This window comes from Micromonospora yongxingensis (genome assembly GCF_052601155.1).
Genome location: NZ_JBQXEO010000017.1, coordinates 83,772 through 103,187, shown reverse-complemented (window position 1 = coordinate 103,187; position 19,416 = coordinate 83,772). Strand labels below are relative to the sequence as shown.

The window sequence follows — 19,416 nt, the reverse complement described above, 5'->3', positions numbered from 1 at the left end:
CATGGCGATCATCGCGCTGGTGTCCGCGAAGGGTTCGCCGGGCGTCACCACCTCGGCGCTGGCCTGCGCGCTGGCCTGGCACCGACGACTGGTGCTCGCCGAGTGCGACCCGGCCGGCGGGTCGGTCCTCGCCGGCTACCTGGGTGGCCAGCTCGACGGGCCGCGCGGCATCGGCGAGCTGGCCGTCGGTGAACTGCGCGACGGCAACCTGGAGACCGCGTTCTGGTCCCAGCTCGTCGACCTGGACGCGCCCCGTCGGGAGCGGCTGCTGCTGCCCGGGCTGGTCGACCCGGCGCAGGCCGGCAGCGTCACCCCGCTGTGGCAGCGCTTCGCCGACTACTTCAACGCCCTGGACCGCGGCACCCCCGGCTACGACGTGCTGGTCGACTGTGGCCGGCTGCACGTCACCGGGCCGCCGTGGCCGGTGCTGCGCGCGGCCTCGGTGGTGCTGCTGGTGACCCGGGCCCAACTGCCGGACCTCTCCGGCACCCGGGCGGTGGTCACCGCGATCGAACGGGACTTCGCCGAACACCGGGTGCCGCCGGGCACCCTGCGGCTGCTGCTGGTCGGCGACGGGCACGAGCGGGCCGACATCAGCCGCGCGCTGAAGCTGCCGGTGATCGCCCGGCTGCCGGACGATCCGCGTACCGCCGGAGTGCTCGGCCTGGGCGGGACCGTGCGGGCCGGACGGCCGCTGATGCGCGCGGCGGCCGCGCTGGAGGTGCCGGTCGGCGCGCTGCTCGAGCGGCGGCGGGCCCGGCTGGCCTGGCCGGTGCAGCAGGGGGTGCCGGATGCGGTTTGAGCCGGTCTCCGCCGACCCGCGCCAGCAGCCGCCGGACGCCACCTCCACCGTGCCTCCGCTCCCCACCCCCAACGGCCGGCACCACCAGTCGGCGCCGACGCCACCACCGGCACCCGGAACCGGCGCGCCGCCGCAGCCGCCGCCGCCCCGACCCCGGATGGACTTCCAGGTGGTCCGGGAGCTGCGCCGGGAGCTGACCGAGCGGCTCGCCCTGTGGCAGCGCGGCCGGGAGTTCACCGTCGACGAGGAGGACACCGAACGGGCACGGCTGGCCGTCTCGGTCGTCGCCGAGTACGCGGACGCGGTCCGACGGGCCGGCACCCCGATGGCCGCCGGGGAGGAACGCCTGCTGCTCGACCAGGTGACCGCCGAGCTGGTCGGGCTCGGCCGGCTGCAGACGCTGCTGGTCGACGACACCATCGAGGAGGTGCACATCCTCGGCTGCGACCAGGTGCGCATCACCCGGCACGGCGGCGGCGTCGACTGGGCCGAGCCGATCGCCGACAGCGACGGCGAGCTGGTGGAGATCCTCCAGGCGGCGGCCCGCCGGGCCGGTGCGACCGAACGGTCCCTGTCGACCGTGAAGCCCACCCTCGACCTGCAACTGCCCGACGGCAGCCGGTTGGCCGCGGTGTTCCTGGTCAGCCACCGCCCGTACGCGGTGATCCGGAAACACAACACCCTGGACGTGAGCCTGGACGACGTGGCCGGCACCCGGGGTGACCTGGACGAGATGATCGACCCGCTGCTGCGCGACTTCCTCCGCGCCGCGATGCGCGCCGGGCTGAACATCATGGTCGCCGGGCTTGCGGGCGCCGGGAAGACCACGATCATCCGGGCGTTGATGAACGAGATCCCGCCCGACGAGCCGTACGTGCTGCTGGAGGAGAGCCGGGAGCTGCTGCCGGCCCGCCGCCGGGAGCGGCACCGGGCGGTGATGAGCTTCGAGGCCCGGGAGGGGCACGGTGAGCGCGGCTTCGACGGCCGGCCGGCCGGCGAGGTGACGATCGCCGACCTGATCCCCCTCTCCCTGCGGATGGGCGTGCTGCGCATCATCGTGGGCGAGGTGCGGTCCCGGGAGATCGTGCCGATGCTCCAGGCGATGACGACCAGCCGGGGTTCGATGTGCACCATCCACGCCCGCAGCTCGGCCGGCGTCGGTGAACGGATCGTCGAGCTGGCGCTCGCCCACGGCCGTGAGATGACCGTCGACCAGGCCCGCCGGATGGCCGGCAACGCCCTCGACCTGATCGTCTACGTCACCGTCGAGGACGAGACCGCGATCGGTGGGCGCAAGCACCGGTTCGTCTCCCATGTGGAGGAGGTGATCGGGGCGGGTGAGGCCGGCCGGATCACCACCACCACCGTCTTCGGGCCGGGCCCCGACGGTCGCGCCGTCCCCCGGCACCTACCGGAGCGGGTCCGCGACCAACTGCTGCGGGTCGGCTACGACGCCCGGCTGCTGACTAGGTGGATCGAGGCCGGCACCGGCGCCTGGCGCCGGCCCCGGCAGACCCGACTGGCCCGGCGGTGACCCGATGACGAACAGCCTCGAGGTGATCGCGGTGGTCTCCGGGGCCGCCTGTGTCGCCGGGCTGCTGCTGGCCCTGGTCGCGCTGGTCGGCACCCGCCGGCCCGCCGCGAAGCCGGGTCCGGGCGCCGGGCCGGGTCTGAGCCGGCTGTGGCGCGGCTCCGGCACCACCCCCGGTGAGCAGCGCGCCCACCAGGCTCTGCTGCTCGCCGCGCTGGCCGCCGGCGCGCTTGCCTTCCTGCTGACCGGGCTGCCCGTCGTGGGTCTGCTGGTGGCCGTCGCGGTGCCCGGCGCGCCGTGGCTGTTCGGCGTGGGTAAGGCCGAGCAGCGGGCGATCGCCCGTGTCGAGGCGGTCGGCGAGTGGACGCGCCGACTCAAGGACGTGTCCGGCACGGGGCAGGGCCTGCAACAGGCGATCACCGGGACGCTGGGCAGCGTGCCGCCCGGGATCGAGGACGAGGTGCGCCTGCTCGCCGCCCGGTTGCAGGCCGGCTGGCTCGCCCGCTCCGCGCTGCTGGCGTTCGCCGACGAGATCGGCGACCCGGTCTGCGACCAGGTGGTCGCGGCGCTGATCCTGCACCTCTCCGACCGGGGCGAGCGGCTGGGTGACGTGCTGGGCTCCATCGCCGGAGCGGCGGCCGCGGAGGTGGCCACCCGTCGGGAGATCGAGGCGAAGCGCACGCAGCCCCGGTTCGCGGTCCGCTTCCTGACCGGGATGACCCTGGCGACCCTGGCGTACGGGCTGGTCAACACCGAGTACATCGAGCCGTACGGAACACCGGTGGGTCAGGTGGTGATGGCCGCTCTCGGTGCCGCCTTCATCGGCCTGCTGGCCTGGGTGCGGTCGATGAGCCAGCCGCGGCGGCCCGCCCGGTTCCTGCCCGCACCCGACCCGCGGGAGGTGGTCGCGTGAGCGCGAGGAGCGCGGCGAAGCGAAGCCCGGCGGTCGCAGACGAGAGGCGGCTCCGGTGATGCTGAACGTGCACCTGGCCGTCGCGGTGTGCGGCGGGGCGGCGATCGGGCTGGGCGTGTTCCTCGTGGTCCGCGAGCTGGTGCCGGCGACTCCGGCGCTCGGGCCCGCGCTGCGCCGGCTGCACCAGCCGCCGGGCACCGGCCGGGTCGCCGCGCCCGCGTCCCGCCGGCTGGACTGGCTGACCGGGATGTCCCGCTGGCTGCGCCCGCCACACCGGCAGCTCGCCCTGATCGGCCAGACCCCGGAGCAGTACGCACTGTCGGTGCTGCTCTCCGCGCTGATCGGGCTGGCCACACCGACCCTGCTCGGCGTGGCGCTGTTCGTGCTCGGCATCTCGTTCCCGCTGGCCGTACCGGTGCTGGGCAGCCTGGGCCTGGCGCTGATGGGCGGCCTGCTGGCGCACCGGGCCGTGCTGACCAAGGCCGACGCCGCCCGGGACGAGTTCCGCCAGGCGGTCTGCACCTACCTGGACCTGGTGGCGTTGCAGCTCTCCGCCGCGCACGGGCCGGTCCAGTCGCTGGAGCGGGCGGCGGCGGTCTGCGACGGCTGGGTGTTCGACCGTATCCAGGAGTCGCTGCGGATCGCCCAGATGCAGATGCACGCGCCCTGGGACGAGCTGCGCGACCTCTCCGACAAGATCGGCATCCCGGAGCTGGGAGACGTCGGAGCGATCATGCGTTCGTCCGGCAGCGAGGGAGCGCAGGTCCACGAGACCCTGCGCAGCCGGGCCGACTCGTTGCGCGACCAGATCCGCACCGACAACCTCGCCCGCGCCGAGGGCGTGACCAGCCGACTCGACATTCCGGGCGCACTGCTCGTCTTCGTGCTGCTCGGCTTCGTCGTCTACCCGTTCATCTCCCGCATCTGATCCGACCCCGAGAAGGAGTACGCCATGTCCCTCATCAGCTACCTGCACGTCGTCATGACGACGCGCCTGGCCGAGCTGCGCCGCGACGGCGAGCGTGGTGACAGCCCCGTCCCGACGGCGGTCATCATCTTCGGTCTGGTCTTCGTCGCCACGGTCGTCACGGGCCTGGCGCTGACCAAGGCCGACGAGTGGATGAACTCCATCCCGAACCACAAGAACCCCACGAAGTAGCCGGCATGCGCCGAGCCGCTCCCCCGAGGTGGCGCCGGGCGGTCACCACCGCCCGGTGCCGGCTCGCGGCCGGCGACCGGGGTGCCAACCCGGTGGAACTGGCCGTGGTGATGCCGCTGATCCTGGTGCTGCTCTTCGCGTCGCTCCAGGTCGCGGCCGTCTTCCTGGCCCGTTCGACAGCGTTGAACGCCGCCCAGAGCGGAGTCAACGCCGAGCGGGTGTACGACGCGGCGGCTGGCGCCGGCCCGTCCAGCGCCACCCGGTTCCTGAACGCCGCCGGCGGCTGGTTGGTGGGCTGGGAGAAGACCGAACCGAGCTGCGTGACCACCGCCACCGAGGTGACGTGCACGGTGCAGGGCCGGTCCCTGTCGGTGGTGCCCGGCGTGGACTTCCCGGTGCGGCAGAGCGCCCACGGGACGGTGGAACGGGTGACCGACCCGTGAGCGGCCGCGCCGAGCGGGGCTCGGTCTCCATCGAGGTGGCGGTTCTCGCGCCCGCGTTCATCGCGCTCATGGTGCTGGCCGGCGTCGCCGGGCGCAGCGCCGTGGCGGCGGAGGCCCTCGACGCCGCCGCGCACGACGCGGCCCGCGCCGCCTCGATCTCCCGCGACTCCGACGAGGCCGAGACCGCGGCACGGGAGGCGGCCCGCCAGCAGCTGGACTGGCGCGGTCTGGCCTGCACCACCCTGGACCTGAGGTTCTCCGGGAAGGTGGCCGGCGAGCCGAACACCTTCGACGCCGCCTTCCGTAGCTCGGTCGGTCAGGACGCCACGGTCACCGTGGAGATCACCTGCGTGGTGTCCTTCCGGGACATCTCGCTCGACGTGGTGCCCGGCATGCCAACCGGAAACGAGATCACGGCGATATTCACCTCCCCCCTGGACCGCTACCGGAGCCGGCAGTGACCGCCGCCGCGCCGACACTGCGACGTCCGCCCACCGCGGGCGACCACGGCCGGGTCAGCATCTTCCTGGCGGTGGCGATGACCGGCGTACTGGCCATCGTGGGCCTCTCCTTCGACGGCGCCGGGCAGTTGCGCACCCTGCAACGCGCCGACAACCTGGCCGCCGAGGCGGCCCGGGCCGGCGGTCAGGCCATCGACCGGGCCACCGCGATCGAGGGCGGGCCGAAGCGGATCGACCAGCCGCAGGCGCGCGTGGCGGTCGGCAGATACCTCACCTCCGCCGGCACCTCCGGGCACGACGTGAGCTTCCCGGTGGTCGGCGACGAAACCATGATCCGGGTACGCGTCACGATCACCTACCGCCGGTCGATGCTCGGGCTGTTCGGCTTCACCGACACGGTCACCGTCACCGGCGAGGCGACCGCGCGGGCCATCACGGCAGGACCGTAGGAAGGAAGGCAGCCATGCCCGTATCGGGTCGGTCCGTCGTACGGCGGACCGGACGCGTCCTCACCGGCGTCGGTGCGCTGGTCGTGCTCTGCGCGCTGCTGGCCGGCGCGCCGGTCGCGCTGCTCGCCTTCGCCGGCAATCCCCTGCCCGACCATCTGCCCACTATCGCGGAGGTGGGCACCGCGTTGACCAGCCGGGACGACGGTCAACTCTTCCTGCGGGCGCTGGCGCTGGCGGGCTGGTTCGGCTGGGCCACGTTCGCCTTCTCGGTGCTGGTCGAGCTGGGCGCGCAGACGCTGCGCCGGCCGGCGCCGAAACTGCCCGGGATGAGCCGGCAGCAGAAGGCCGCCGCCGCGCTGGTCGGCTCGGTCGCGCTGATCCTCGCCGCCAGCCCGGCCGCCGCCAGCGCCGCGGCGGTCTACGCCGACCCGGGGTACGCCGCCCCGACCGTCGCCACCCTGGCCGCGCCGGCGTCGAACCCGTCGGCGGGCATGACCGGGGCGCCGCTCGGGCGGGTCGCGCCGGGTGGGGGTGACGGGGCCGCTCCGGTGTACCGGGTGGCGAAGGGGGACTATCTCGGTGAGGTGGCCGAGCGCTACCTGGACGAGTTCACCGACTACCGGCGGCTCGCCGAGCTGAACCGGCTCGACGACCCGGACCGGATCCGCCCCGGCCAGTTGCTGCGGCTGCCCGGGGAGGCCGCCGACCAGGGCATTCGTGCACACGCCACCGGGAAACTCGTCGGCCAGCCTGCCAGACCCGAACCGCCGGCTCCTCGGCCGGCACCCGAGCGAACCGCACCGGAGGCCGCACCACCCACCGGTACGGAGCCGGCGGGCCAGGCGCCCACGATGACCGTCGGCGCGGCGCGGGCCGGTGCCACCGACCGGGTGAACCGACCGCTGGCAGTCTCCGCCGTGCTGGCCGCCGCGAGCATCGTCGGCGCCCAGATCGGCGCGGTGCTCGGCCTGCGCCGCCGCCCGGCCCCCGCCGGTGCGGCTCCCCGGCTGGCCGCGTCCAGCCGCACACCCCGCCGCGGGGCGAGCGGCCGCCGCGGCAGCTCGACCGCGAGCAGCTCGGGTCGGAGCGGAAGCCTGGGTCGGAGCGGCAGCGGTGCCGCCTGGGCCGCCAGCCGCGCGGCGACGGCCATCGAGGCATCCGCGCCAACCGCTGGCACGGCGTCCGGCTGGCCCAGCGACGGCACGGCGTCCGTCGGCGCACCGGGACCCGGGAGCGACGGTGCCGGAGCTACCGGTGCGGCAGCGTGGGACGACGACGGACCTCAGGGCGGTCGACACCGGCGCGGCTGAGCCGGGACCGGCACCGGCAGGCGCGCGGGAACGGATGGTCCGGAGATCGGAACCGGTCAGGGGACGCGGGTCTGGAGCACGCCGTTGAGGATCCGCGTGGGCAGGATCTGCTGGTCGTTGCCGGAGGGCCCCTGCACGACCTCGCCGCCGTTGAGCCGGAACGCGCTGCCGTGCCACGGGCAGACCACGCAGGCGTGGCCGCCGATCTCCTGGACCTCGCCCTCGCCGAGCGGCCCGCTCTGGTGGGGGCAGCGCTCCAGCATGACGGTCACCTCGTCGCCGTGCCGGTAGAGGATCACCGAGACGTCGTCCACCTCGCGGGTCACCAGCGTGCGCTGCGGCAGGGCCGACATGTCGACCAGCGAGTGCCAACCGTCGCTCATCCGGCGCAGCTCGGAGATGCTCTGGTTGACCTGCGCCCCCTGCTTGTAGGCCAGGTGCCCGCCGATGTAGGCCCCGAGGCTCGCGGCGGACAGCCCGAGGAAGCCGAGAGCGCGGCCCATGTTGTGCCGGCCGGAGAGCCGCGCGGCCAGCGAGCCGGCGTAGAAGGTCAGGCCGATGCTGTTGGCGGCGGCGTGCACCAGCCCGACGCGCCGCTGGTCGGGGGCGAGGGCCGCCCAGTCGTTCAGGCCGACGATCGCCGCCGGCACGGCGCTGACGGTGCCCAGCCCGATCAGCGCGGTGGCCGCCCGGCGCTGCCCGGGCATCAGATCCAGCACCGCCGCGCTGATCCAGGAGCCCACCGGCACCTGCACCATCGCCGGGTGCAGGGGATGGCCCAGCGGCACCCCGTGCAGGAGGTCGCGTAGCCGCCGCGGACGCAGCGTGCCCAGCACCACCCGTTGCAGCCGGTCACCCACCCGGTCCAGCCGGGACGCCTGCTCGATCTTCGTCAGGATCTCTCGCACGAGTACCGACTTCCCGGCGAACGCCGTCGCAAACCGGTCGGCGGTGACGGACCTGTAGCAACACGTGCGGATGATCGGTGGGTGCGCACCGCCGTTCCGCCGGGCACGATGGGCCGATGGGTGTACGGGTGGAGCGCGCCGGGCCGGTGACGACGGTGATCCTGGACCGGCCGGCGGCCCGCAACGCCGTCGACGGGCCGACGGCGCGGGCACTGGCCGACGCGTTCCGGGCGTTCGACGCGGACGCGGACGCGGCGGTGGCCGTGCTCTGGGGAGCCGGTGGCACGTTCTGCGCCGGCGCCGACCTCAAGGCGATCGGCACCCCCAGCGGCAACCGGGTCGAGCCGGAGGGGGACGGCCCGATGGGTCCCACCCGGATGACGCTGGGCAAGCCGGTGATCGCGGCGATCTCCGGGTACGCGGTGGCCGGCGGGCTGGAGCTGGCGCTCTGGTGTGACCTGCGGGTCGCCGAGTCCGACGCGACGCTCGGGGTGTTCTGCCGCCGCTGGGGCGTGCCGCTGATCGACGGTGGCACCGTCCGGCTGCCCCGGCTGATCGGCGAGAGCCGGGCGCTGGACCTGATCCTCACCGGCCGGCCCGTGGCGGCGGACGAGGCGTACTCGATGGGGTTGGTCAACCGGCTGGTGCCGCCCGGTCAGGCACGGGCGGCGGCCGAGGAACTGGCGGCGGAGATCGCCCGGCATCCGCAGACCTGTCTGCGCAACGACCGGGCGGCGGTCCTGGCCGGCGCTGGTCGACCCAAGGAGGAGGCTCTGGCGACCGAGCTGGCGTACGGGATGGGCTCGCTGACCACCGACGCGGCCGCCGGGGCGGCCCGCTTCGCCGCCGGCGCCGGCCGGCACGGCGCGCCGGCGGGGTGACCGAGGCTCGACAGCGACGGCCGGGCGGCGCGGCCACTCCGCTTGAGTGGCCGCACCGCCCGGGAGGTCAGCCGCCCCGTCAGGGCGACCGGGTGGGTCAGTTGCGGTTGATGGTGAACGTCGAGGTGGTGTTCTGGATGTCCACCGCGTTGTTGCTCAGCCGCAGGTTGTTGAAGGTGACCGACCCGACGGCCGGACCCTGCCCGGCCTCCGGCATCGGGTTGGCCCAGATCGCGAAGCCGGACTTCGCGTCGTAGGCGTCACCGCTCTTCCGGGCGCCGCTGATGGAGATGTTGGTGAAGATCGTGTCGGTGATCGGGAACTGCGGCTGCCCGCCGACGTAGTTGGTCTGGAACATGATCCCGCTGTAGGTCGGGTCGACGATGTCCACGTCGCTGACCCGGATGCCCTGGAACACCTTCGAGGCGGAGAACACCCAGATCGCCGGGAAGGTCTGTGAACCCCAGAAGTGCCCACCGGCCCGCACGATCGAGATGTTCTCGAACCGGGTCGGCGGGTTGGCGCCGAAGCCGTTCATCGGGTAGCCGAAGTCGAGCGAGCTGATGGTGATGCCCGAGTAGACCAGCGTGTCCGCGATGTAGATGTTGCGGAACGTGTTGCCGTAGCCGCCGTACACGGCGACACCGGCGGCCCGCCAGGTCAGGGTCGAGGTCAGGTTCTCGTAGACGTTGTCCTTCATGTCGGCGCCGCCCGCGTCGATCGCCGAGAACAGCGCGAAGCTGTCGTCGCCGGTGGCCCGGGCGTCGTTGTTGCTGACCAGGTTGTTGGTGCTCCCGTTGGTCATGTTGATGCCGTCGGCGAACATGTTCCGGATCCGGGAGTTCTTGATCGTCATGTAGTCGGTGTTCGCGCCCCAGTAGAGGCACACCATGTGTTCGTTCCAGATGTTGTCGATCACGATGTTCGACACGTTGGAGAAGTCGAACACCTTGCCCGGCCCGTCGATCCGTGAGGTGTAGTTGCCGAAGTACGCGAAGTTCTTGAACGACGAGTTGGCCGCCGAGTTTTCGGCCCGGAAGCCGATGTCGGTGTTGTCCTGGCCGGACGGCGCGTTGAACCGGGTGTACCAGGGGCCGGCGCCGGTGACCTGGACCGCCTTGCCGTACACCTGGAACTTCGACGAGGTCGAGTAGTTGCCCGCCGGCAGGTAGACCCCGATCAGGTTGCCGGTGGTGTCCATCCGCACCCGGTCCAGGGCGTTCTGCACGTCCTGGTGGGTGAAGCCGGTCGGCGTGGTGTAGCGCGCCGGGTCCGGGTTGGCGATCGGCGACACCTGCTCGGTGTTGATGAAGTCGATCGCGTACGTGGTGGTGTTGGCCGGGTCCTTCTGGAGGCGGATCTTGCTGCCGGCCGGCACCGTCGAGTTGAGCATGACGTTGGCCTCGTCGTAGATGTGCCGCGGTCCGCCCGCGCTCGGCGAGTTGCCCGGGCTGGTCTCGTTGCCGTAGAGCCAGGCGTACCGGGACGTCAGGTCGATGGCCTTGTGGAACGTGCCGTTGACGTAGACGTTCAGCGTCGAGTTGATCCCGCCGCCACCCGGGGCGTCCGGGATGGAGAAGCGGGTGACCAGGGTGTTGGTGCTGGCCCGGGTGGTGAACTCGACGTAGCTACCAGTCGAGTTGAGCGTCACCGCCCGCCGGCCGGACGCCTCACCGGCCAGGTCGCCGACGGTCCGGTTCGGTCCGACGACGCTGGCGCCGCCGCCGACCACGCCGTCCTCGGCCTCGTACATGTCGTACGGCATGTTGGCGCCGCGCCCGACGAACAGCGGGCGGTCGCTGGTGTTGTTGGCCTGCTTGACCGGCAGTTCGTTGCCGTCGGCGGCGAGCACCACCCGGACGGTGTACTTGCCGTTCGCGGCGGTCCAGGTGCCCATCGTGACCGGGCCGACGGTGGCCCCGGCGTTGATCACACCGGAGTACGAGCCGGTCAGGGTGCGGACCACGGTGCCGGCGTCGTTGAGCACCGTGAGCGTGATGCCGTGCGCGCCGGAGGCGGAGGCCACCGTGCCGGCGTTGCGCACCGACACCGAGAAGGTGACCGTGTTGCCGGCCGACGGGTTGCCCGGTGACCAGCCGACCGCCGAGGCGACCAGGTCGGAGGTGGCGACCGCGCTGACCACCAGCGGGCTGGGGTTGGTGTAGCTGTTGTTGGTGTCGTCCTGCTCGACGACGGTGTTGTTCTCGTCGACCTTCGCGCTGAGCGGGTAGCTGCCCGCGTCGCGGGTCCCGATGGTGGCGGTGACGGTGGTCGAGGCGCCGGCCGCCAGGCCGCCGACCGACGCGGTGCCGACCCGGGTGGCACCAAGGTAGAAGTTGACGTTGGTGGCGCCGGAGGCCGCCGAGCCGGCGTTACGCACGGTCGCCGAGAGCGTGATCGTGCTCGTCTCGACGGGCGCGGACGGGCTGAACGACATGCCGGTGACGGTCAGGTCCGGGTTCGGCGCCGGGGTGCCGATGACCTGGAACTCGGCCACCTGACCGGCGGGGGCACCGGTGTTCGAGGCGATCGAGAGCCGTACGTCGGCGGCCGCACCGGAGACCGGGATGGTCACCGTGTTGCCGCTGCCCGGGCTGAAGTTGTAGTTCGCCGCGCCGACGAGCGTGGTGAACGTCGACGAGTTCTGGTCCCGGCCGAGCACGGTGATGTTCTGGGTACGCGCACCCCAGGCCGAGTCCGGGTTCAGCTTCACCACGATCTGGCTGAGGCTGGCGTTCGCCCCGAGCTGCACGGTCAGCGTGCTCGGGTTGCCGTTGCCCTCCCAGTAGGTGGCCACGTTGTTGTCGTTGGCGTTGGTGGCCACGAACGTGTGCACGTACCCGGAGGCGGTGATCGGCTTGCCGACCGCCAGGTTGGTGCCGACCGGCGGGTTGCCGGTGCCGGTCCGGGTCACGCTGTTGCTGTTCGCCGACTGGTTGCCGGCCGCGTCCTTGGCCCGGACGTAGTAGGAGACCGTGGCGCTGTCGGGCTGGCTGTCGGTGTACGTCAGGGTCGAGCTGTTGACGCTGCCGCGCAGCCCGCCGTTGGCGTAGATGTCGTAACCGGAAACCCCGACGTTGTCCGTGGAGGCGGACCAGGCGAGGCGGATCTGCCCGCTGGCGGGCTGGGTGTACGACAGGTTGCCCGGCACGCTGGGGGCCTGGGTGTCGGGGCTGCCGGCGGCGCCGTACACCTCGACCTCGGAGAGCTGGGCGGCCGGCCAGCCGGTGTTGCCGGTGACCTGCACCCGGACGTAGCGGGTGCTCGCCGCCGTGAAGGTGACGGTAGCGGTGTTGCCGGTGGCCGGGTTGAAGGTGTAGCCGGCGGACGCCTTCAGGGTGGTGAAGGTCGAGCCGTTGGTGGAGCCGAGCACCGACAGCGTCTGGGTGCGCGTCTGCCAGGCCGACGCCGGCGGCAGCTTCAGCACCACCCGGTCCACGCTGACCGTGGCACCGAGGTCCGCCTGGATCCACTGCGGGAACGCGTTGTTGGCGCTCTCCCAGTAGGTGTCGGCGTTGCCGTCGTTGGCGTTGCCCGCCACGTAGTTCTGGTTGTAGCTGCTGGCGGTCATGGTGGCGGACAGCCCGGCGAGCATGGCGACGCGGGCAGCGGCCGCCGACGGGTCCGCCACCGGTGCGGCGGCGGCGGGGGTCACGGCCGGGACGGAGGTCAGGAGCAGCCCGGCCAGCACGCCGGCGATCAGCCGCCGGTGGCCGGTGCGGGTGGTTCGGGCAGCGGGATCGGGTGCGCCGGTCGGCGGGGTGCCTCGTCTGGTGCGGAATCTGGACATGGTGTCGCTACACCTCTTTCGGGGGTGGTGTGGGGTGCGTTGCCCGGTGACGGGTGCAGGGGTACGCCCGTCGTGCCGCGACAGGTGGGGGACGGTGCGGTGGAGGGACGGGGGATCGGTCCGGCCCGGGGCTGCGCTGCTCCGGGCCGCCGGCCTAGTTGGAATAGACCTCGAACTCGCTGAGCTGACCGGCGGGCCAGCCGGTGTTGCCGGTGACGGTCAGCCGCAGGTACCGCTGGCTGGTCGCCGCGAAGGTCACGGTGACCGTGTTGCCGCTGGCCGGGTTGAAGGTGTAGCCGGCAGACGGCTTCAGGGTGGTGAAGGTCGAGCCGTTGGTGGAGCCGAGCACCGACAGCGTCTGGGTGCGCGTCTGCCAGGCCGACGCCGGCGGCAGCTTCAGGACGACCCGGGACACCGTCCGGTCGACGCCCAGGTCCACGGTCAGCGACTGCGGGAACGCGTTGTTGGCGCTCTCCCAGTAGGTGCCCGCGTTGCCGTCGACGGCGTTCGGCGCGGCGTACACCTCGGAGTGGCTGGTCTCGGTGACCGGCCGTCCGGCCGCCAGGTTGCCGGTGGGCGGCGGCGTGGTCGGTGGCGGCGTCGTCGGGGGCGGGGTGGTGGGCGTGCCGCCGTACACCTCGACCTCGGAGAGCTGGGCGGCCGGCCAGCCGGTGTTACCGGTGACGCTGACCCGGATGAAGCGGCGGTCGCCGGCGGGCAGGCCGATCGACACGGCGTTGCCCGCCCCGGGGTCGAAGACCCGGCCGGCGGACGCCGCGAGGGTGGCGTACGACGACCCGTCGGTGGAGCCGAGGACGGACAGGGTCTGGGTACGTCGTTCCCAGCCGGCGGGGAGTTTGAGCACCACCCGGTCGACCGGGCGGGCCGAGCCCAGGTCGACGGTCACGGTCTGCGGGAAGGCGTTGTTGGCGCTCTCCCAGTAGGTGGCCGCGTTGCCGTCCACCGCGTTGGTCGCCGTGTAGGTCTGGTTGGTGCTGGTCGCGGTCGCCGGCCGGTTCAGTGCCAGGTTCCCGCCGGTGGGCGGCGGCGTCGTCGGCGGCGGAGTGGTGGGTGGCGGAGTCGTCGGCGGCGGGGTGGTGGGTCCACCGCCCCACTGCGGGGCCGGCCACGGGCCGCAGTACGGGGTCGGGGTGTACCAGCCGGAGTTGCCGGCGCCCTGGGTGATCTGGAAGCCGCCGCCGACGCAGTTGTGCATCGGGTTGCTCTGCGCGATGTTGGTGGCCCGTACGTTGGTGAACGACACCTGGCTGGGGGCCTGCACCTGGAGCGCGTAGGTGCCGGCGCCGTCGATCCGCACGTTGCTCAGGTTGATGCCGCTGGTCTGGCCCTCGATCCAGTGCAGCGCCGCGTAGGAGCTGTCCAGGATGTCGGTGTCGGTGATGTTGATGGTGGCCTGCTGGAACGCCTCATTGAGTGCGGAGAACCAGATCGCCCCGACGCCGAAGTTCCAGTTGTAGTCCGAGTTGCCGTTACGGATCAGCGTGTTCCGGGCGATCGTCCAGGTGCCCCGGACCGCGGTCTCGCCCTGCACCCCCGGGTAGCGGTTGGCGACGTGGATGCCGCCGCCGTTGGTCAGCGAGTCGGCCGTCACGTTGTCGGTGATCTTGATGTCTCGACCGCCGTAGCTGACCAGGTGGTTCGCCAGCAGGGTCACCCCGATGGTGTTGCGCGTGAAGGAGTTGTTGACGTTCGGCACGTTCTGCGCCCACATCGCCAACGCGTCGTCGCCTGTGTTGCGGACGAACGTGTTGGTGACCGTCGAGTTGGTCACGCCGGTGTGGAAGTTCACCCCGTCCGCGGTCTGGTCCAGGATCCGGCTGTTGCGGATGGTGAAGTTGTCCATCGGGCCGTCCATCCACGCCCCGACCTTGGTGTTCTCCAGCCAGAGGTTGTCCACCACCGAGTTGGTCATCGCCCCGCCCAGGGCGTTGACCTGGTCCTCGTCCACGCGTTCCCGGATGTCGCCGATGATGGCGAAGTCCCGCAGGGTGACGTTGCGGCTCGGACCACCGGCCTCGTGCGGGCGGACCCCTCCCGTGTAGCCGCCGCCGGGGACGTACTTGCCGTAGATGCCGGCGGCCCGCTTACGGTCGGTGGGGTGCCGGCCGCCGAGCACCGAATACCACGGGCCGGCGCCGCGCAGGGTCACCCCGTCGACCACCACGTGGTCCCAGAGGGTGAAGGTGCCCGTCGGGATCCAGACCGCCCGACCCTGGGCCTTCCCGGCGTCGACCGCCGCCTGGAACTTCGCCGTCGAGTCGGTCGCGCCGCTCGGGTCGGCGCCGAAGTCCGTGACCACGTCCAGCACACCGGCGGGCTTGTCGATCGGCCCGCCGACCAGCTCGAAGTCGGCCAGGTCGATGGTGAAGCTGGGTGACTGGGCGGTCGAGGAGACCTGCAACCGCACCTTCGTACCGGCCGGGTAGGTGCTGCCGAACAACGCCCGCGTCTCGTCGTAGAAGTGGTGCGGGTTGGTGTCGCCCGGGTTGTTGTTGAACGGGTATCCGCCGTAGTACCAGCCGTACCGCGAGGTCACCGGGACCGACTTCACCAGGTTGCCGTTGGCCCGCAGGTCGATGGAGGCGTCCCGGCCGGTGCCGGCGGGGCTGTCCGGCAGGCTGTGCCGGAAGGTCACCGCGTTCGCGGGGGCGGTGAGGGTGAACTCGACGTACTCGCCGACGGCGTCGAGGGTGACCGCCTCCCGGCCGGACGCCTCGGACGGCAGCGTGCCGTAGCGCCGGTCCGGGCCGATCTTCGTGCCGTTGTGGGCGGCCTTCTCCGCCTCGTGCTCGATGAACGGGACGGTGGCCCCCCGACCGGGAATGTCGAAGGGGGACAGCCCGGCTGCCGAGGCCGGGGTTGCGGTGCCGGTGACCGCGAGGGCGGTCAGCGATGTCGCGACGAGCAGGGTGGCGGCGATGGCGGCCAACCCTGCCCGGGTCGGGTGTCGGAGGTGGTGCGGGGTGCCGGTGGTGTGGTTGGCCATGAGCTGCGCTCTCCCTTTCGTCAGGCAGGCCAGATCCCCCCGTGTCCGTGCGGCGTGGCGTGTTCCCCTCGTTCCCTCCTTCCTCCGACGGCCCTCACGGGGCCGGGGTGGGTGACGTGGTGCCGGCCGCCGGGACGGGCCGCCGGCACCACGGCGATCAGTTCAGGTCCGGGCCGTCCGCCGGTTCGTTGGTACGCAGCCAGACGGCGGTGTCCGGGGGCAACAGCCCGTCATCGAGCGGCCCGCTGGCCAGCAGCAACTCCCCCTCGGCGGGCAGCGGGACCGACGAGTCGGCGATGTTGACCAGGCAGCGGAAGCCACCGCCGCGGCTGTACGCGAGCACCCCGTCCGGTGCGGGCAGCCAGGTCATCTGGCCGTCGCCGAGCGCCGGTTCGGCCCGCCGGATCGCGATCGCCGCCCGGTACAGCTCCAGCATCGAGGCCGCGTCGCCGGTCTGCGTCCGCGCCGTCCGGTCCTTCCAGTCGGCCGGCTGGGGCAGCCAGGGCGCTACCGCGCCATCGGGGCTGAAGCCGAACGGTGGCTCGTCACCGGCCCAGGGCAGCGGCACACGGCAGCCGTCCCGACCGGGGTCGATCCGGCCGGAGCGTTCCCACATCGGGTCCTGGCGCATCGCGAACGGGATGTCCTCGACCTCGTAGAGGCCCAGCTCCTCGCCCTGGTAGACGTAGGTGGCACCGGGCAGCGACAGCGACAGCAGCGCGGCGGCCCGGGCCCGGCGGGTGCCCAGCTCCAGGTCGGTGGGGATCCCCTCACGCTTGGCGGCGAAGCTGAACGTGGTGTCCGCCCGGCCGTAGCGGGTGACGTGCCGGGTGACGTCGTGGTTGGAGAGCACCCAGGTGGCCGGCGCGCCGACCGGCGCGTGTGCGCTCAGCGTCCCGTCGATGCTCTCGCGCAGCGCCGAGGCGTCCCAGGCGCAGCCGAGAAAGTCGAAGTTGAACGCCGCGTGCAGCTCGTCGGGGCGCAGGTAGTTGGCGAACCGCTGCCGGTCGGGCAGCCACACCTCACCGATCAGGGCCCGCTCGCCGGGGTAGGAGTCGGCGACCCGCCGCCAGCCCCGGTAGATGTCGTGCACCCCGTCGAGGTCGTGGAACGGGTGCGGCTGGTCCGGTCGGACCTCGGGCAGCTCCCCGTCCTTGACCAGCAGCCCGGCCGAGTCGATCCGGATGCCGTCGACCCCCCGGTCGAACCAGAACCGCAGGATGTCCTCGAATTCCGCCCGTACCCGGGGGTGGTCCCAGTTGAAGTCCGGCTGTTGCGGGGCGAACAGGTGCAGGTACCAGTCGCCGGGGGTGCCGTCGGGGTTGGTGGTGCGGGTCCAGGTCTCGCCGCCGAACTCGCCAACCCAGTCGGTGGGCCGCTGGTCACCGTTCGGGCCTCGGCCGGGGCGGAACCAGAACAGGTCCCGCTCGGGTGCGCCGGGCCCGCCGGCGAGTGCCGCCTGGAACCAGGGGTGCGCGTCGGAGCAGTGGTTCGGCACCACGTCGACGATGGTCCGGATGCCGAGCGCGTGTGCCTCCGCGATGAGCGCCTCCGCCTCGGCGAGGGTGCCGAAGACCGGGTCGATGTCGCGGTAGTCGGACACGTCGTAGCCGGCGTCGGCCATCGGTGAGGGATACCAGGGGCTGAACCAGATCGCGTCGACGCCGAGCGCGGACAGGTGGTCCAGCCGGGACCGGATGCCGGCGATGTCGCCGATGCCGTCGCCATTGCCGTCGGCGAAGCTACGTGGGTACACCTGGTAGATCACCGCTCCACGCCACCACGGACTGCTGTCTGCTGTGGACACGAGCACCTGCTTTCTGCGTCAGTACGTCGGCGGGTTCGCCGGACCTAGATATGTGCGGGGCCAACATCCTCGGCCTATCCCTTGAGGCTGCCGCTGGTCAGGCCGGACATGATGTTCCGTTGGAAGATCAGGAAGATGATGACGGTGGGGATCGCGGCGATGACCGACGCGGCGATCACCACGTTCATCGGCGTCCCACCGGAGAAGGCGTAGATGCCGACGCTGACCGTCCGGGTCTCGGGCGACGGCATGACCAGCTTCGGCCAGAGGAAGTCCTTCCAGACCGCCGTCACGGCGAAGATCGAGACGACGCCGAGGATGGGGCGCGACAGCGGCAGGATGATCGACCACAGCGTGCGCAGCGATGTCGCCCCGTCCATCAGGGCGGCCGCCATCAGCTCCTCGGGAATCGAGTCGAAGAACCGTTTCAACAGGAAGATGTTGAACGCGTTCGCGACCAGCGGCAGCCAGATCGCGAACGGCGAGTCGAGCAGGTTGATGTGCAGGATCGGCAGGTCGATGACGGTCACGTACTGCGGGACGATGAGGACCATCGCCGGGATCATCAGCGTTCCCAGCATCAGGGCGAGGATCACGTTGCCGAACATCGGTCGTAGCTTCGACAGGGAGTACGCCGCGGCGGTGTCGAAGACCAACTGGAAGAGCACGGCGCCGGCCGCGTAGTAGAAGGTGTTGAACAGCAGCTTGGCGAGGTCGAGGTTGTTCCACGCGTCGACGTAGTTCTGCGGCTGCGGATCCTTCGGGAACAGCGACGGCGGGGTCTGCGCGATCTCCTGGCCGGACTTGAGCGCGCCGGTGACCATCCAGTAGAGCGGCCCGAGGAAGACGAGCGTGAAGCCCACGACGACGACGGCCAGCAGCGTCCAGTAGATGACCTTGCCGCGCCCGCGGCTGAGCTGCGCGTGAGAGATGAGGGTCCGGGTTCCGGAGTCCTGTGCCATTTCCCGTCCCGTCCTAGTCCTGTTTCGCGCTCAGCCGCAGGTAGGCGGCGGAGAAGCCGGCCAGCACCACGAGCATGATCACGCCGAGCGCCGCGGCGCCGTTGAGGTCGTTCTGGAAGAAGCCATGCTGGTAGATGAGGTACGCCACCGAGGTCGCGGAGTCTTCCGTGCCCGCGCCGTTGGCGAGGATCAGTGGCTCGATGAAGAGCTGCATCGTGGCCACGATCTGCAGCATCGCCAGGAGCGCGAGGATCAGCCGGGTCTGCGGGATCGTCACGTTGACGATCCGCCGCCAGATCCCGGCGCCGTCCAGCTCGGCCGCCTCGTAGAGCTCGCCGGGGATGTTCTGCAGCGCCGCCAGGTAGATCAGCACCGCGCCGCCCATGTTCATCCAGGTCGACGCGACCACCATCGCCGGCATCGTCATCTCGGGCGACTGCATCCACTGCGAGGTGGGCAGGTGCAGCGCCTTGAGGATCGCGTTGAAGAGCCCGGCCTCGCTCGGGTCGTACGCGTAGAACTTGAAGAGGAACAGCGCCGAGGCCGGCGGCAGCATCACCGGCAGGTAGACCAGGATCCGCAGGTACCCCTTGGCGTGGCGGAACTCGTTGAGCAGGATCGCCACGAAGAACGGCACCACGTACCCGAGGGCCAGCGCCAGGACTGTGAAGTAGAACGTGTTCTGCCAGGCCGTCCAGAAGCTGGGGTCGGCGATGATGCGGGAGTAGTTGTCCCAGCCCACCCAGGTGGTCTCGCCGCGCCGGGTCCGCTGGAAGCTCATGATGATGCCGCGGACCATCGGGTACCAGGAGAAGACGACGAAGCAGAGCACCGCCCCGATCAAGAACGCGTGACCGCTGAGGTTGTCCCGTACCTTGCGGCCGAGACTCGTGCGCTGCGGCCTCGCCGAGTACGGCGACGGCGGGCGGCCCGGTTTCCTGGGGGTCTCCGGGACGGTGGTGATCGCCAAGGCAACTCCTGGGTGAGTCGGTC

The 19,416-nt window shown here is 71.8% G+C and carries 14 protein-coding genes and 2 pseudogenes; 10 read left to right on the top strand and 6 right to left on the bottom strand.

All coding sequences use genetic code 11. The annotated features are described in order from the left end of the window. The first annotated feature begins 1 nt into the window (after position 1). The 9 genes and pseudogenes from ACTWLT_RS20825 to ACTWLT_RS20785 form a co-directional block, all read left to right on the top strand. Positions 2–802: a CpaE/TadZ family protein gene (locus ACTWLT_RS20825; RefSeq protein WP_445319813.1), complete on the top strand. Its 801-nt coding sequence runs from the start codon at positions 2–4 to the stop codon at positions 800–802. Further along, entirely contained in the window at positions 792–2,336 is a 1,545-nt protein-coding gene (locus ACTWLT_RS20820; RefSeq protein WP_445319812.1) for a TadA family conjugal transfer-associated ATPase, read from the top strand. Before ACTWLT_RS20825 ends, ACTWLT_RS20820 begins: the two co-directional genes overlap by 11 nt. After that, positions 2,297–3,246 (top strand): annotated as a pseudogene (locus ACTWLT_RS20815) (type II secretion system F family protein). Before ACTWLT_RS20820 ends, ACTWLT_RS20815 begins: the two are co-directional and overlap by 40 nt. A 58-nt stretch (positions 3,247–3,304) precedes the next feature. After that, complete coding sequence (locus ACTWLT_RS20810) at positions 3,305–4,174, top strand: type II secretion system F family protein (protein ID WP_445319859.1); 870 nt, start codon at positions 3,305–3,307, stop codon at positions 4,172–4,174. A gap of 24 nt (positions 4,175–4,198) precedes the next feature. After that, the gene (locus tag ACTWLT_RS20805) at positions 4,199–4,405 is read left to right on the top strand and encodes a hypothetical protein (protein ID WP_445319811.1); all 207 of its coding nucleotides are present in this window, start codon (positions 4,199–4,201) and stop codon (positions 4,403–4,405) included. Between the two features lie 5 nt (positions 4,406–4,410). Further along, positions 4,411–4,848 (top strand): TadE family protein, encoded by a 438-nt coding sequence (locus tag ACTWLT_RS20800; RefSeq protein WP_445319810.1) that lies wholly within the window; start codon positions 4,411–4,413, stop codon positions 4,846–4,848. Beyond that, positions 4,845–5,309, top strand: a complete 465-nt coding sequence (locus ACTWLT_RS20795; protein ID WP_445319809.1) for a TadE/TadG family type IV pilus assembly protein — start codon at positions 4,845–4,847, stop codon at positions 5,307–5,309. The genes ACTWLT_RS20800 and ACTWLT_RS20795 overlap by 4 nt, the downstream gene beginning before the upstream one ends. Continuing rightward, positions 5,306–5,758 carry a pilus assembly protein TadG-related protein gene (locus ACTWLT_RS20790; protein ID WP_445319808.1) on the top strand — a complete coding sequence of 151 codons (453 nt, stop codon included), beginning with the start codon at positions 5,306–5,308 and terminating at the stop codon, positions 5,756–5,758. The genes ACTWLT_RS20795 and ACTWLT_RS20790 overlap by 4 nt, the downstream gene beginning before the upstream one ends. A 14-nt stretch (positions 5,759–5,772) precedes the next feature. Continuing rightward, positions 5,773–6,810: pseudogene (locus ACTWLT_RS20785) on the top strand (LysM peptidoglycan-binding domain-containing protein); the annotation flags it as partial. 314 nt (positions 6,811–7,124) lie between these two features. Here ACTWLT_RS20785 and ACTWLT_RS20780 read toward each other — a convergent pair. Further along, a complete protein-coding gene (locus ACTWLT_RS20780) occupies positions 7,125–7,976 on the bottom strand; it encodes a Rieske (2Fe-2S) protein (RefSeq protein ID WP_445319807.1) in 852 nt (283 codons plus the stop codon). Between the two features lie 116 nt (positions 7,977–8,092). Here ACTWLT_RS20780 and ACTWLT_RS20775 point away from each other — a divergent pair, with 116 nt between their 5' ends. Next, a complete protein-coding gene (locus ACTWLT_RS20775) occupies positions 8,093–8,857 on the top strand; it encodes a crotonase/enoyl-CoA hydratase family protein (RefSeq protein WP_445319806.1) in 765 nt (254 codons plus the stop codon). Positions 8,858–8,954: 97 nt separating this feature from the next. On the opposite strand, the gene ACTWLT_RS20770 is transcribed toward ACTWLT_RS20775, so the two are convergent. The 5 genes from ACTWLT_RS20770 to ACTWLT_RS20750 form a co-directional block, all read right to left on the bottom strand. Next, positions 8,955–12,647, bottom strand: coding sequence for a discoidin domain-containing protein (locus ACTWLT_RS20770; protein ID WP_445319805.1), 3,693 nt, complete (start codon positions 12,645–12,647; stop codon positions 8,955–8,957). Positions 12,648–12,801: 154 nt separating this feature from the next. Then, positions 12,802–15,654, bottom strand: coding sequence for a galactose-binding domain-containing protein (locus ACTWLT_RS20765; RefSeq protein ID WP_445319804.1), 2,853 nt, complete (start codon positions 15,652–15,654; stop codon positions 12,802–12,804). A 157-nt stretch (positions 15,655–15,811) separates the two neighbouring features. Beyond that, positions 15,812–17,461 (bottom strand): glycoside hydrolase family 13 protein, encoded by a 1,650-nt coding sequence (locus ACTWLT_RS20760; protein WP_445319803.1) that lies wholly within the window; start codon positions 17,459–17,461, stop codon positions 15,812–15,814. 74 nt (positions 17,462–17,535) lie between these two features. Beyond that, entirely contained in the window at positions 17,536–18,423 is an 888-nt protein-coding gene (locus ACTWLT_RS20755; RefSeq protein WP_252417131.1) for a carbohydrate ABC transporter permease, read from the bottom strand. A gap of 13 nt (positions 18,424–18,436) precedes the next feature. Next, positions 18,437–19,393, bottom strand: a complete 957-nt coding sequence (locus ACTWLT_RS20750; protein ID WP_445319802.1) for a carbohydrate ABC transporter permease — start codon at positions 19,391–19,393, stop codon at positions 18,437–18,439. Between the last annotated feature and the right edge of the window lie 23 nt (positions 19,394–19,416).

Coding starts and splice junctions, on each gene's coding strand:
- ACTWLT_RS20825 (WP_445319813.1), top strand. CDS start 2: ATGGCGATCATCGCGCTGGTGTCCGCGAAGGGTTCGCCGGGCGTCACC.
- ACTWLT_RS20820 (WP_445319812.1), top strand. CDS start 792: ATGCGGTTTGAGCCGGTCTCCGCCGACCCGCGCCAGCAGCCGCCGGAC.
- ACTWLT_RS20810 (WP_445319859.1), top strand. CDS start 3,305: ATGCTGAACGTGCACCTGGCCGTCGCGGTGTGCGGCGGGGCGGCGATC.
- ACTWLT_RS20805 (WP_445319811.1), top strand. CDS start 4,199: ATGTCCCTCATCAGCTACCTGCACGTCGTCATGACGACGCGCCTGGCC.
- ACTWLT_RS20800 (WP_445319810.1), top strand. CDS start 4,411: ATGCGCCGAGCCGCTCCCCCGAGGTGGCGCCGGGCGGTCACCACCGCC.
- ACTWLT_RS20775 (WP_445319806.1), top strand. CDS start 8,093: ATGGGTGTACGGGTGGAGCGCGCCGGGCCGGTGACGACGGTGATCCTG.
- ACTWLT_RS20770 (WP_445319805.1), bottom strand. CDS start 12,647: ATGTCCAGATTCCGCACCAGACGAGGCACCCCGCCGACCGGCGCACCC.
- ACTWLT_RS20765 (WP_445319804.1), bottom strand. CDS start 15,654: ATGGCCAACCACACCACCGGCACCCCGCACCACCTCCGACACCCGACC.
- ACTWLT_RS20755 (WP_252417131.1), bottom strand. CDS start 18,423: ATGGCACAGGACTCCGGAACCCGGACCCTCATCTCTCACGCGCAGCTC.